This is a genomic window from Desulfosporosinus fructosivorans (genome assembly GCF_004766045.1).
Classification (GTDB): domain Bacteria; phylum Bacillota; class Desulfitobacteriia; order Desulfitobacteriales; family Desulfitobacteriaceae; genus Desulfosporosinus; species Desulfosporosinus fructosivorans.
The window spans coordinates 17558-29643 of sequence record NZ_SPQQ01000006.1 but is presented as its reverse complement, the minus strand read 5'-3'; the positions used below and the strand labels follow the sequence as shown (position 1 = coordinate 29643).

Annotated in this window: 16 protein-coding genes; 2 read left to right on the top strand and 14 right to left on the bottom strand. The window is 40.5% G+C overall.

Annotated elements, in window-relative coordinates:
• The first annotated feature begins 72 nt into the window (after positions 1 to 72).
• The gene (locus E4K67_RS16680; RefSeq protein ID WP_135548703.1) at positions 73 to 1461 is read left to right on the top strand and encodes a uridine kinase family protein; all 1389 of its coding nucleotides are present in this window, start codon (positions 73 to 75) and stop codon (positions 1459 to 1461) included.
• 78 nt (positions 1462 to 1539) lie between these two features.
• On the opposite strand, the gene E4K67_RS16675 is transcribed toward E4K67_RS16680, so the two are convergent.
• The 6 genes from E4K67_RS16675 to nth all read right to left on the bottom strand — a co-directional run bounded on the left by E4K67_RS16675 (position 1540) and on the right by nth (position 4839).
• Complete coding sequence (locus tag E4K67_RS16675; RefSeq protein WP_135548701.1) at positions 1540 to 1725, bottom strand: 2-hydroxymuconate tautomerase; 186 nt, start codon at positions 1723 to 1725, stop codon at positions 1540 to 1542.
• Complete coding sequence (locus E4K67_RS16670) at positions 1706 to 2113, bottom strand: methylglyoxal synthase (protein WP_135548699.1); 408 nt, start codon at positions 2111 to 2113, stop codon at positions 1706 to 1708. Before E4K67_RS16670 ends, E4K67_RS16675 begins: the two co-directional genes overlap by 20 nt.
• A gap of 28 nt (positions 2114 to 2141) precedes the next feature.
• A complete protein-coding gene (locus tag E4K67_RS16665; RefSeq protein ID WP_135548697.1) occupies positions 2142 to 2504 on the bottom strand; it encodes a GIY-YIG nuclease family protein in 363 nt (120 codons plus the stop codon).
• Positions 2505 to 2507: 3 nt separating this feature from the next.
• A complete protein-coding gene (locus tag E4K67_RS16660; protein WP_135548695.1) occupies positions 2508 to 3326 on the bottom strand; it encodes a menaquinone biosynthetic enzyme MqnA/MqnD family protein in 819 nt (272 codons plus the stop codon).
• Between the two features lie 82 nt (positions 3327 to 3408).
• On the bottom strand, positions 3409 to 4167 hold the full coding sequence (locus tag E4K67_RS16655) for a fumarylacetoacetate hydrolase family protein (RefSeq protein WP_135548693.1): 759 nt from the start codon (positions 4165 to 4167) through the stop codon (positions 3409 to 3411).
• Positions 4168 to 4191: 24 nt separating this feature from the next.
• Positions 4192 to 4839 (bottom strand): endonuclease III, encoded by a 648-nt coding sequence (gene nth / locus E4K67_RS16650; protein ID WP_135548691.1) that lies wholly within the window; start codon positions 4837 to 4839, stop codon positions 4192 to 4194.
• A gap of 210 nt (positions 4840 to 5049) precedes the next feature.
• On the opposite strand from nth, the gene E4K67_RS16645 reads away from it, so the two are divergent.
• Positions 5050 to 5802 carry a TSUP family transporter gene (locus tag E4K67_RS16645; protein WP_135549333.1) on the top strand — a complete coding sequence of 251 codons (753 nt, stop codon included), beginning with the start codon at positions 5050 to 5052 and terminating at the stop codon, positions 5800 to 5802.
• A gap of 200 nt (positions 5803 to 6002) precedes the next feature.
• On the opposite strand, the gene E4K67_RS16640 is transcribed toward E4K67_RS16645, so the two are convergent.
• The 8 genes from E4K67_RS16640 to E4K67_RS16610 form a co-directional block, all read right to left on the bottom strand.
• Positions 6003 to 7127, bottom strand: coding sequence for a VanW family protein (locus E4K67_RS16640; RefSeq protein ID WP_135548689.1), 1125 nt, complete (start codon positions 7125 to 7127; stop codon positions 6003 to 6005).
• A 21-nt stretch (positions 7128 to 7148) separates the two neighbouring features.
• On the bottom strand, positions 7149 to 7967 hold the full coding sequence (locus E4K67_RS16635) for a PRC-barrel domain-containing protein (protein ID WP_135548687.1): 819 nt from the start codon (positions 7965 to 7967) through the stop codon (positions 7149 to 7151).
• 22 nt (positions 7968 to 7989) lie between these two features.
• The gene (locus E4K67_RS16630; protein ID WP_206752209.1) at positions 7990 to 8964 is read right to left on the bottom strand and encodes a hypothetical protein; all 975 of its coding nucleotides are present in this window, start codon (positions 8962 to 8964) and stop codon (positions 7990 to 7992) included.
• Positions 8965 to 9549: 585 nt separating this feature from the next.
• Positions 9550 to 10164: an IMPACT family protein gene (locus E4K67_RS16625; RefSeq protein ID WP_135548682.1), complete on the bottom strand. Its 615-nt coding sequence runs from the start codon at positions 10162 to 10164 to the stop codon at positions 9550 to 9552.
• Positions 10165 to 10166: 2 nt separating this feature from the next.
• A complete protein-coding gene (locus E4K67_RS16620) occupies positions 10167 to 10550 on the bottom strand; it encodes a thioesterase family protein (RefSeq protein WP_420841561.1) in 384 nt (127 codons plus the stop codon).
• 122 nt (positions 10551 to 10672) lie between these two features.
• On the bottom strand, positions 10673 to 10798 hold the full coding sequence (locus tag E4K67_RS31140) for a hypothetical protein (RefSeq protein ID WP_274594889.1): 126 nt from the start codon (positions 10796 to 10798) through the stop codon (positions 10673 to 10675).
• A 26-nt stretch (positions 10799 to 10824) separates the two neighbouring features.
• Entirely contained in the window at positions 10825 to 11247 is a 423-nt protein-coding gene (locus E4K67_RS16615) for a CBS domain-containing protein (RefSeq protein ID WP_135548678.1), read from the bottom strand.
• A 101-nt stretch (positions 11248 to 11348) separates the two neighbouring features.
• Complete coding sequence (locus tag E4K67_RS16610; protein ID WP_135548676.1) at positions 11349 to 12074, bottom strand: demethylmenaquinone methyltransferase; 726 nt, start codon at positions 12072 to 12074, stop codon at positions 11349 to 11351.
• Positions 12075 to 12086 lie beyond the last annotated feature (12 nt).

The following is a 12086-nucleotide window of genomic DNA, read 5'->3' as shown; positions in this document are numbered from 1 at the left end:
GCTTATTATAAAGGAAATTATGCGGGTCTGTAGAATTACTTTAAAATAACATACTTGAAAGGAGGACCAAGAATGACAGCTTTTGAACTCCGAAGATATCGACAGAGTCTGATTCTTGGACTCATCGGGGTCGTTAAAGAGCTTTTTCCAGGTGAACAACTTAAAATTTCTCACTCTATCCTCGATGGTGTCTATTGTGAGCTTGTCAATTCCACACTCTCAATACGGGAAGTCCAGCAAATTGAAGATCATTTACGAAACTGGGTTCTTGCTGACCAGTCCATCCCTTATGAGAGAGGACAAGATAATTTATATCAATGCCTTATAGGCAATGAGAGGATTACCACGATTTATCCCCCATTCGATCGAGCGGGATCCTTGAAATACTTTAAGCTAATCCATTTCCTACCTGGATTTATACTGCTCTTTCCGAATTCCGATCACCCTGAATTTATTTCCCCATTTATTTCCCCAGAAAAGCTCTCTGCCACGTTCTCCGAATCTCAACGTTGGTTAGAAAACTTACACCTTTCCACCGTTCAAGATGTTAATGCCATTATTAATGCAAATGCTTCTCAGGACTTAATCTGTTTAGCTGAAGCCTTACATGAGAAGAAGATATCCTCGATTGCTGATCAGATTTTTGAAAAGCGACGCAACGTCCGAGTTATTCTAATATCTGGGCCTACTTCGTCCGGTAAAACGACGTTCGCCCAACGACTGTCAACCCAGCTACGTGTTAATGGTCTACGTACAGTTGCCCTCTCGCTCGATAATTACTTCCTACCGCGGGCTGAGACCCCCCTAGACTCCTGTGGACAATACGATTTCGAGTGCTTAGAAGCCCTTGATTTACCCTTGCTCGCAGCTCATTTAAAAACACTCGTTGGCGGATTCGAAGTTGAAACTCCGATCTTTGATTTTGTATGTGGCGGACGAGGCCCCGTCTGTAAACCTATGCAATTGAGTTCTGACGAGATTCTTGTTGTTGAGGGAATACATGCGCTAAATCCTTGTTTACTCCCTTCACTTGATCGAAACCAAATGTTCAAGATTTATGTTAGCGACCTTTTCCAGCTCAATATAGATGCCTATACTAGGGTTCCTACCACCGAAGTCCGACTTATCCGCAGGCTTGTTCGCGACGATAAATTTCGTGGCATTGAGCCTGAACGAACACTAGCACAATGGGAGAGTGTCCGGCGAGGAGAAAATAGCAATATCTTCCCTTTTCAAGAAGAAGCTGATGTAATGTTTAACTCTAGCCTTTTATATGAACTTAATGCACTCCGTCCCTTTGCCGAACAATTATTGATCTCTGTAACACCTGCGTCCCCACATTATCAATCAGCCCTCAATCTCTTAACCCTTCTGTCTTTTTTTAATCCAATAGATAGCTCCACCGTCCCTTTCAACTCAATTTTGCGAGAATTTCTGGGTGAGAGCGCCTATGAAGTATAAGCTCTCTTCTAGTGAATTCTGAAGCGCGAAGAGGGCTTCCTCTTCGCGCTTTTTGCAATGTATAATATTGCACTGTAATTATTGATCACAGGCAAGTTTTCCTGCTTTGGAGAAATTCTCCTTAGACATATCTCGAATGATAATAGTCACCTTATCTGCAGGAACACCAAGGGACTCTACAATTGCCTCAGTAACTTTCTCTACCATTAATCTTTTTTTCGCGAGTGTGTGGCCTTCTAACATCTCAACTTGTACGATTGGCATTTTTCTCACTCCCTTCTATATGTAGTTTAACAAAGGCCATTAGAATTTCTGCGCTTTGGCGATTTGTTGCTAAGGGAACATTATGGACATCACAGACACGCAGCAAGGCAGCAATATCTGGTTCATGGGCCTGAGCGTTCAAAGGATCGCGCATGAAAATTATCATATCTAAAGCTTGAGTAGCAACTAAGCTACCAATTTGTTGATCTCCCCCAAGTGGGCCCGACATTAGTGCAGTCACTGGTAATCCTGTATGTTGTTGAACCAACTTACCCGTTGTTCCAGTTGCCGTTAATTCACACTGAGACAATACAGTTTGATGTTTTTTGGCGAATTCAATCATTTCCGCTTTCTTTTCGTCATGGGCAACTAATGCAATTCTAAACATATGCACTCCTTCTAGCCTACATACCCTTTCAAAGGCTCTTCGGGTAGGCTTCCTCCGTCTTTTTCAATAAATCTTGAGAAGTCTCTGTTATAGAGAAGGTCAGATTACGGCGCTCGGCGAGTTGATAAATCCGCTCTGGCTCCCTAATTAACTGATCCTTTTCTGGTCGTTGGCACTTTTTTATGGCATATTCCAGACGAAGGGCATCACTCCAAGAACCTACCTCCCAAGCTTGTGCCAAAGACACTGGAAGATGTGCAGCTGTATACTTTGCTCCGTTCCTTTTTGGGGACCCACTGTTATGTTCTCTCTCTCTCCTTAGAAGATCTGTCGTAGCTCCCGTGTATATAGAATTATTACCACATCTAGCTAGGTAAACCCAGTAACCCATGCTTTACTCCTCCGGCCAAAATTGTAACACAGGACGACTTGACAACAGATTCTGCTCAAAACACAGGTTTAAGTATTTCTCAAGTCCTGCAACAGTCGTTTTATCTAAGCCATAATTGAACTGGGTGAAATAATCCCTCCAAAATTCTAGCGATCCCCCTAGCATGGTTTGGCAAGTTTTTACAATATCCTCCATGTTAATCAAAGCCTTGGTTTTAGCAGCGATTAGCATTTGATAAACTGTGAAAACTTCTTCTTTCCGCTCTGTAATTAGTCTTTTGGGAAATGCCCAAACTGCATAAGTCATGGAGCATCCAGTGTAATTAAACCACTCTTCACCCAGATCATAGATATAACATTCTGGCTGAAGAAGGGCTGCTTGAATGGCTGCATCCGCAATCAAGAGTGCAGCGTCTGCCTTAGCAAACATTCCCTGAAGACTGGAACTCATCGTCAAATAACGAGGAACAACTCCATAGTACTGATGGAGCAAAATTTTGGTCAGATTTACTGAGGTTGCAGAGGTGTCTGTCAACGCAACGATCATGCCGTCCAAATTTTCCAATGGAACTTTGGAGAATAAGAGAATCGACCCTACTCGTCCTTTGGTGGAGACAGAAAGGTTTGGCAAAATGGCATAATCTTGCCAATGTTCTCCATAAGAAAATGCACTAATAGGAGCCATATCAATCCTACCATCGCACAGCATTGCGTTATGCCCTGTAGGTTCTGCAGTGATCGACTCCAGTAAAGGATGCTCTTTTGACAAAAAGTGAAACATTGGCAACATATTGGTATTAGGGTTATGTCCAATGCGAATCATACGTGTACCCCCAAACGATGTAGGTTCTATTACTTCAGATAAAGATGCAAGCTTGTAGCTTCTCAGAGTTCTTGCTAAAACTTCACTTTAATGTATTGCGCAATTGTCCAATAGTTTTAATCTGGACTATAACCTCGTCCCCTGGTTTCATCGGCCCAACCCCTTCCGGTGTCCCTGTCAGCACTACATCCCCAGGGACAAGTGTCATAACCTGAGAGATAAAGCTCACTAGTTTGGACACTGGGGTTATGAAATTTCGGGTATTGGAAGACTGCATAATGACACCATTGAGCAGAAGTTGAATGTCTAAGTCGTTAGGATCAATATCGGTAACGATCCACGGACCGATCGGGCAAAAGGTATCAAATGATTTTCCACGGGTCCATTGACCATCTTTTTTTTGCAGATCTCTAGCAGTTACGTCGTTAGCGCACGTAAACCCGAAAATCCCCTTAGCAGCCTCTACTTCAGTAACGTCTTTGATGGTTGTTCCGATAACTACGGCAAGTTCTGCTTCATAATCTACACGCTGACTGATTTTGGGATAGATAATCTCCTCTTCTGGGCCGATAACACAAGATGCTGGCTTCATGAATATCACAGGCTCTTCAGGCAAGGAATGGTTCATCTCTTTGATGTGCAAGGCATAATTAAGTCCGACACAAATTACTTTGCTGGGCTGGACCGGAGCTAACAGAGTCACTTCATCTAAGGATAACCAAGTATTGATTGGTTTACTTGACGGATCAAGGAAATTTTTATCAAGTACCTGTATCTTTTCCTCTTGGATAAACCCATACCCAATCTCGTTAGCGCGGTTCATAAAACGTACGTATTTCAACAGGCTTAACCTCCTTATATTTTTTTACTGCTTTTCCTTATATGTCACGCAGAGGTGTGAGACCGGACATTCTTCACAACGCGGATTGCGAGCTAAACAGATTCGTCTTCCCTGAAAGATCAAGAGATGATGGACTAGCGTCCAATTTTCACGAGAAAAGATCTTCATAAGTTCCTGTTCAACTTTTTCAGGTGTTTTACCGTTAGCAATACCTAACCGGTGAGCAACACGAAAAACATGTGTATCAACAGCAAGCGCTGGAATACCAAATGCATTACTGACTACTACATTGGCTGTTTTACGTCCCACGCCGGGAAGTTGTCTCAATAAATCCAGTTCTTCTGGTACCTGTCCTTGGAAATCTTCGACGAGAACACGACAAGCCGCTATAATATTTTTAGCTTTATTATGGAATAAACCGAGTGAGCGAATTTTGTTTTCCAGCCCTAATTGACCTAAAGCTATAATAGATTCAGGCGTATTCGCTTCATTAAAAAGAGAAGCCGTGACTATGTTCACTCTTTCATCGGTACATTGTGCAGATAATATTGTAGCAATCAGGAGTTCAAAGGGAGAGTGATAGTCCAACTCACAGTGCGCGTCGGGGAACTCTTTCTGTAGGGCCTTAAAAATTAAGTTAGCGTAAGTTTGATCACCATTTATTTCTGTCATAATCCGGTATACCTCCGTGGTTAGCCTAAAATTTCTCCTTCTGACTTATAGGTTTCTCCTTCCTAGTTGAAGCATTACACCATTTTCAAATTCTATTTAATCCTACACTATTTTTAATATATTTCCCAGTCCCAGTGTCTGAAAGATGACGGAAATGCTATTCGGGAGTATAATACTCTAATCTAGTAAGTCTTATAAGTGAGGGGTAACATTGTGCTTAATCTTTTTATCATCTGTACACTCGGTTTTTTGGCTGCGGTAGTAGACGCAATTGCTGGCGGCGGAGGGCTCATTAGTCTACCCGCCTTACTGCTGGTCGGTGTGCCCCCTCATCTTGCCCTTGGAACTAATAAATTCGCAGCATCCATGGCCTCTCTAAACAGTTCCATAACGTTTGCCCGCTCCGGAAAAGTGCATTTTTCTCTAGTAAAGTGGCAAATCCCTTTTACTTTAGTTGGAGCATTTCTTGGTGCCTGGTCCGTACTTTTAGTCAACTCCGAGTTTTTAAGCAAAGCTGTTTTAGTCTTGATTTTATTTGTTGGAATTTATACTATGGTCCATAAAACCTTAGGCATGAAAAGTAATTTCAAGGGACTGAATTCTGGCAATATTGTTTTAGGGTGCCTGTTTGCCCTAGCCTTGGGCTTTTATGACGGATTTTTTGGCCCAGGCACAGGATCTTTCCTCATTTTTTCTTTTATTGCTCTCTTTGGCTTTGATTTTGTCGTTGCCTCAGCGAATTCAAAAGTCCTAAATTTCACAAGTAATTTCGCCTCTCTCCTTATATTTGCTTGGCATGGAAAGATTATCTTGTCCATTGGTATTCCCATGGCCTTATTCATGATTTTAGGCTCCTACGTCGGAACGAGACTTGCCATTCAACGAGGTGCGGAACTCGTCAAACCCATCTTTATCACAATGTCTTTATTAGTTGCACTAAAACTCATTTATCAGTATTTATAATACAGTTTCACGTGCATGCTTGATAATATAACCCATCAAATCTACTTTAATTGGAAGACTCCCTAAAAAGAGGTTAAGCCTCCTTTTAGGGAGTCTTCTTCAGGCGCCCCAATAACTTTCTAATCAATTGTGAGAGTCCCTTTGCTCCATTCGTAATGCAAGTGAAAGTAGTCTCCCGTATTTTCACTTGCATTACGAATCTATTTGGGATCTCTGTTCCACTCTTCTGGATGGCTCGGGTAACCCGCTGGCTTTAAAAGAACTGGATGTTGTTCATCCGCTAATCCAAACAGCTGTATCCTTAGCCAATTTGAACCCGTACGAGCACTGATCAAGAGATATCCTTGCGTATCATTGCGGAAGCGAAAATCAAGTATACCAAAAGACACGGTCGCATCCTGGCCTTTTAATACATACGATACTGGCAAGGTATGAGTATGCCTTTCTACTATGCTTAAATGTGCTTGGCGGACTGCTTGATATAGGGTACTGGAATCTTGGCATATCCCTCCACCATCACCTTTAATTGCGGTTTGATTCACAAAAATTAATGCTGGCAAATACCCAGAAGCCTCGGTACGTTCTCCCACAACGTCATTGAAAGAAAATATTTGACCCGGTGGAATGAGCTGATTATTTAGAGCCATAGCAGCTAACCGTACATTTTTTGTACGTGGCACATCCAGAGAATTAAAATACGTGGTGTAATCTCCAATAATATCTTCTACTCTTGAAATGTCCGCTAAATCTGGCTGAGGAGGCAGATTATTTACGACTAGTGCGACTTGTTTTTGTTCATGCTCACTTGCAATCTTCAGCCAAGTTCTCTCAATATCCACTTCTTGCCCAGCTTGTCCATCGGTCTTTACTAATTGGCCCTTCGAATACGTAATCATGGCTGAAACCATAGGTTTATTAATAATTGCACTTAACGCTTGCAACTGAGCAAGTATATCTTCTCTATTCAGTCCAAAGTCACTCGAAGGGATGACTTTAGAGGGAAGTGATAGAATCTGGATTATATCAGTGAACCAAAAACCGGTAGGCACCTGAAACACTTGATCCAACCATTTGTCGATTTCCTCATATGAACGATCCATCTTTAAAGGATAGTCTTGTTCTTGAAATAGTAAAGAATTCGGGATTCTATCTTTTATTTGAGAGGATACCTGAATTCTACTCATTCCAGAATAGTCCTGTCCCCAAACAATTAAACCTGCTGGTGCACGATCATGCGTTTTACCGTATGCGACGACACTCCCTAATCCAAGGGTAATGAATAATTGTAATAGTAATGCTACTATTAGTGGCCTTGTTTTTTTCATGTTTTTTTTTACTCAATTTTCTTAGTTTTTCTGTAAATGAGAGGTTACTTCCATCAATGTAGTCCTCTTTGTTATGTAAGTCACAATTTCTGGAGTAATGAGTTCTCCGGCAAGTAATATTTCAGCATTATCGAGAACTATATCTTTATTCACCTTTTTACCTATGAAATATTGCAGTTGGCGTTGTTCAAAAAGGTTAAACTCTGTCTCCTTTTCAACAATGGAAACAGTTCCTTCTGTAGGCTGTACTTCTTCGATAACGTTTACCTCTTCGATTACCTCATCGGCAGCATCTGTTTCTTCTAACAGCGTCGATTCTTCAGGCATTGGAATCTCATTTTCAATCTTAGGTTTCATAATTTGTTGGTTTGGCACGGCGGGGGAGCCCTCAACAATTAAGAGTTCTTTGCCCAAAGTAATGATTTGTTCTATCTCTACTTGATGCATTTCACCCTGTGATTCAAAAAGACATGTAGCAATTCGACCGGTTTCCTCATCAATGAGTATTTCTGTCACTACTCCGATGAGTTGACCCTTTTTCGTTAATACCTTAGTTCCTAGAACATGGGTATCTAGCTTTAACAAATTCTGAGCATCAATATTTTGTGTGACATCTTGAATTACTCCAGGGTGAGGAATCATGATTGCGAACTCTCCAAGCCCCAATATATCTGCAAAAGCAATAACCTTTGCCCCAAAAATGTCAGTCGGTTGATCGACAATCAAAAAGTCTAACGTTTTTTCCTTCGGGTTAAGAACAAAGTCTTTTACAACTCCCACTTGATTTCCATCTAAAATACTAATGATTCGCAATCCGATGATTTCCTTTGTTGGTGTCATTTTGTAATCTAGCCCCCTATTATTATGGTAAAACTATTTGGAGATCTTCTTTCACCATCCAGGTATCAAACTGAAGACGAAGCTCGGCATTAAATAAAGGGACATGCTTTTGGATATAAATCTGCAATTGAGTTAAAGCATAGTCATGATCTCCCATACTATTCCAAAGCCAATAGCAATCTATGATTAAAGAAAACGCTAAATCGGGTATGGGATCTTGAGCTAAAGCTTGGGAAAAATAGGATGCTGCCTGTTCGAAGTTCTGTGAATGTTTTTCTTGGAATCCCAAATCAATAAGTTCATCGATAGATAAGATGCAGGTTATTTTCTCCACATCAACTTGAATTAATGAATCAACCACGTTGACCTCATTTTGGTCATCCAAGCGTGCCCCTCCCACTTCTACAAGTGGGACTGGCAGTGGCACTCCGGCCCCTGTTTCGGTGGAGATAGACTCCTCCATCGAAGTCTCGATGTTCAACTGTAGTTGAACGAGTTCACTAATTCCTTCGTTACTCTTGAATTCAGCATACACATGTTCAAAGTTCTTTGAATATATTTCTGTAAATTCTAAATCAATGGGTTCTTCAATGGGTAAGATGAAGATTTTTTCTTCCAGATTTACTGCACTTTGGGATTCAAACGCGATAACTACGTTCTCCTCAATTTGTTCAGGTATTTCTTGGCTCTTGTTTTCTGCATATACATTAATTTGGGAAGTCAATACATTGTCCTTTGACTTGGCAATAAGTACTCTAGGCCATAATACTAATGAGATAAACAGAACTATTATGGACCAAATCCACCAACTTATCCATCCTAAGCGAAGAGCCCATGGTAAAAGCATAACATCCGCGCACAAATAGACCGTTATTAAGAAGGTGGTCCTTTCGTTTAACCCCCAGAGTTTAGCTCGCCACGTTAAAAAAGCTATAAATGGAATGCTTCCCCAAAAAACTGTAATCTCATATGCCAGAATACGGGTTCCCCCCTTCATTCTGTACAATCTTTAATTATGATTCGACAGAAGTTTTGTTTCTCCTTCTTCTTTCACATCGATTCGTCAAATAATCAAGTTTATGCAAACCAATAGTCTTATGTAATTTCCAAACTTATTGATTCCAGCGCTGGTTGTGTTCGTTACATAAATGACAGGTCTCAATCAAAGCATCTTCGAGTAGGGAACCTTCGGAACCTTCTCACCTTAAAACGCAGAAAAAACACCACTATTTCCAGAAAGAAGTGGTGTTTTTCATGTTTTTAAATTTGAGTGACATATCATACCTCAAAAACCGTCCTCGCTTTCCTGAAAATCCTTAATAAGTGCATAGCTTGATGTTGTAATGACAATAGCGCATCCTCCGAGAAATCCAAAAACTATTAATACTGGAATCCAAGCTAACATAAATACCGCCCCTTTCAGTTTAAATTTTCACTTATTTGTTTTAGTTTTCTACCATTGATATTTGATATAGCATATGCTGCCTTTGGCTATGATTATACACTTTTTACAAAATAAAAGAAAGTGATTACATTCACTTTCTCAAAATAAAATTTTCACTATCTTTTCAATAATTAATTTTTACCCCCAAACAGTCCCCAAGTCCTCATAATGTATTTTTTTACCGGTAAAATCATCAATCCATTTCTTAAACCCCTCAGCCTCCTGTTCAGGGATATGGACATGAAGTTTAACAACTTCAGAAAATTCTTCTTTTCTAATGATCCATTTATGTTGATCAAACTGATACTTTAGGGACTCAAACCATTCATAAGGTATACGCAATGCCAAAACACTATAAAGAGCCAATTTCTTCAAATCAGTTTCAATGATAACTTGCCTTGCAGTTCCACCATATGCCCGAGATAATCCTCCTGTCCCAAGGAGTACCCCCCCAAAATACCTCACAACAACTAATAAAACATTCCAAACATTTCGATGTTGGAGCAGATCAAGGATAGGGCGACCGCCAGTCCCTTGCGGTTCACCATCGTCTGAAGACTTCTCTATATATCCATCGTGCAATCTATAGGCATAGACGTAGTGTCGTGCGTTAGGATAAATATCACGGATCTCTTGCATAGCTTTTTCTATTTCTCCTAGAGACATTAGGGGAACTGCTATCGCAATAAAGCGAGATTTGTCAATCACTTGTTCCCAAGTTGTTTCTTGAGTTAACGTATAAAATTCTTCCACTGCTATAATACCTGTTTGCGACTCTGAGCTTTGGCAAGAAAAGGTGCAACATCGATTATAAAACGTTCATGTTTTCCGTCACCAATCTTTCCTGCTTCATCACATGCACTTACCTTAAAAACCAAACGTCGCCGATCAATCTCAATAAGTTCAGCAGTTGCCGAAACAACAGAGCCTAAGGGAGTGGCAGCAATGTGCGTAATATTGAGAGAGGTACCAACACTGGACTGCCCTTCTGGTAATTCAAGACAATTTACAGCAGCTTGCTCCATGAGTGCCACCATTGCGGGAGTTGCGAAAACATCTAATATGCCACTACCCATGGCCTTAGCCGTATTAAAGGAAGTTACAGTAGTTTGAGCCCGACCCCGTAATCCAAGTTGCATATTCAAAACGAACACATCCTTATAATTATACTTTAGCCTAATTTTATCATAAAACATATAGTAGCGTTGTGAAAATTCACAACGCTACTATATGTTTTATATACTGTAATTTGTTAAGATTATTACATCCTAGCAATCCAGTAACCAATATAACCGACAACGACAATACCTACAACATGCAGGACCCACCACCCTGTACGAAATGCTCCCCAAGTTCCTAAGTCCATACGATCACGTATTTCACCCATTTGTCTCACCCTTTCGTCCTCAAAAATTAATGATGAGCACCTTGTGATATATCACTAAGTGCATCTCCTGCTTCGTTGATATGAATCTTTTCAATAGCCAAATCACCAATGGCAACTATACCCACTAATTTTCCATTTTCTACGACTGGTAATCTTCTGATTTGATACTTTGACATCATATTTGCAGCCTCATGTACATCTTGATCAGCGGTCACTGAGATAATATCCTTACTCATAATATCCTTACAAGATACGTTATTAGTATTCCCCCCAGCTGCAACGACTTTCAAAACAATGTCCCGATCTGTAATAATACCAATTAAGTTATTATCCTGACATATGGGTATAGAACCTACATCATCTTTCTTCATCAACTGTGCAATTTTAACCACAGTGGTATCTGGAGTAACCCAATCAACTGAACTTGTCATTATATCTCGAACTTTCATAACGTCAACTCCTCCTGATGATTTTTTTTCCATTGATAGTATAAACAGCTATAATAAAAAGCATACAAGATAATAATCTTGCATGCTTTTTTAAACATATATTATTGCTCGACAGGTTTCGTACCAGTTACAATGGCAACAACTCCACCCGCTAGATTATCGAAATGTGAGTCGATTAACCCACACTCTGTAAAGATTCGGACCAGTTCGTCCTGAGCCGGAAATTCACGAGCAGAGTCATGTAAATATTGATACGCACTCGCCTTCTTTGCCCATAATTTACCCATCAAAGGTACGAGTTTTTCGAAATATACCCAATAAGCTTGTTTAAACACAGGAAAAGATGGTTTAGCCATATCTAGGGATACGACCTTCCCCCCAGGTTTAACCGTGCGGATCATTTCTCGGATCCCCTGACGCAAATCCGGTAAATTACGTAATCCCCAACCCACTGTTGCACCATCAAACGATTGATCTGGAAACGGAAGTTCCATTGCATTCCCTTGAATAAATCGAATATTACCTGGATTTGAGGACTGGATTAATGAATATCTAGCGACTTCTAACATATTTTGGGAGAAGTCTAAACCGGTAACATTGCCCTCTGATCCAACAACTTTGCCCAATTCCAAGGAGAGCTGCCCTGTCCCACAGCAAACGTCAAGAATATGCATACCGGGCTTTGCACCAACTCGTTTTACTGCAAGCCGTCGCCAGTGTTTATCCATTCCCAGACTCATTAAGCTATTCATTAAATCATAATGTCCTGCAATCGAATTAAACGTTTCTTTAACGTAGGTTGCTTTATCTCTACCACCAAAATCCATAATTTATCTCCC

What these genes read in the sequence shown, in the direction of transcription:
- E4K67_RS16640 (WP_135548689.1), bottom strand. Translation starts at nt 7,127, where the DNA reads ATGAAAAAAACAAGGCCACTAATAGTAGCATTACTATTACAATTATTC.
- E4K67_RS16610 (WP_135548676.1), bottom strand. Translation starts at nt 12,074, where the DNA reads ATGGATTTTGGTGGTAGAGATAAAGCAACCTACGTTAAAGAAACGTTT.
- E4K67_RS16670 (WP_135548699.1), bottom strand. Translation starts at nt 2,113, where the DNA reads ATGTTTAGAATTGCATTAGTTGCCCATGACGAAAAGAAAGCGGAAATG.
- E4K67_RS16660 (WP_135548695.1), bottom strand. Translation starts at nt 3,326, where the DNA reads ATGATTCGCATTGGACATAACCCTAATACCAATATGTTGCCAATGTTT.
- E4K67_RS16665 (WP_135548697.1), bottom strand. Translation starts at nt 2,504, where the DNA reads ATGGGTTACTGGGTTTACCTAGCTAGATGTGGTAATAATTCTATATAC.
- E4K67_RS16620 (WP_420841561.1), bottom strand. Translation starts at nt 10,550, where the DNA reads ATGCAACTTGGATTACGGGGTCGGGCTCAAACTACTGTAACTTCCTTT.
- E4K67_RS16680 (WP_135548703.1), top strand. Translation starts at nt 73, where the DNA reads ATGACAGCTTTTGAACTCCGAAGATATCGACAGAGTCTGATTCTTGGA.
- E4K67_RS31140 (WP_274594889.1), bottom strand. Translation starts at nt 10,798, where the DNA reads ATGGGTGAAATACGTGATCGTATGGACTTAGGAACTTGGGGAGCATTT.
- E4K67_RS16675 (WP_135548701.1), bottom strand. Translation starts at nt 1,725, where the DNA reads ATGCCAATCGTACAAGTTGAGATGTTAGAAGGCCACACACTCGCGAAA.
- E4K67_RS16635 (WP_135548687.1), bottom strand. Translation starts at nt 7,967, where the DNA reads ATGACACCAACAAAGGAAATCATCGGATTGCGAATCATTAGTATTTTA.
- E4K67_RS16615 (WP_135548678.1), bottom strand. Translation starts at nt 11,247, where the DNA reads ATGAAAGTTCGAGATATAATGACAAGTTCAGTTGATTGGGTTACTCCA.
- E4K67_RS16630 (WP_206752209.1), bottom strand. Translation starts at nt 8,964, where the DNA reads ATGAAGGGGGGAACCCGTATTCTGGCATATGAGATTACAGTTTTTTGG.
- nth (WP_135548691.1), bottom strand. Translation starts at nt 4,839, where the DNA reads ATGACAGAAATAAATGGTGATCAAACTTACGCTAACTTAATTTTTAAG.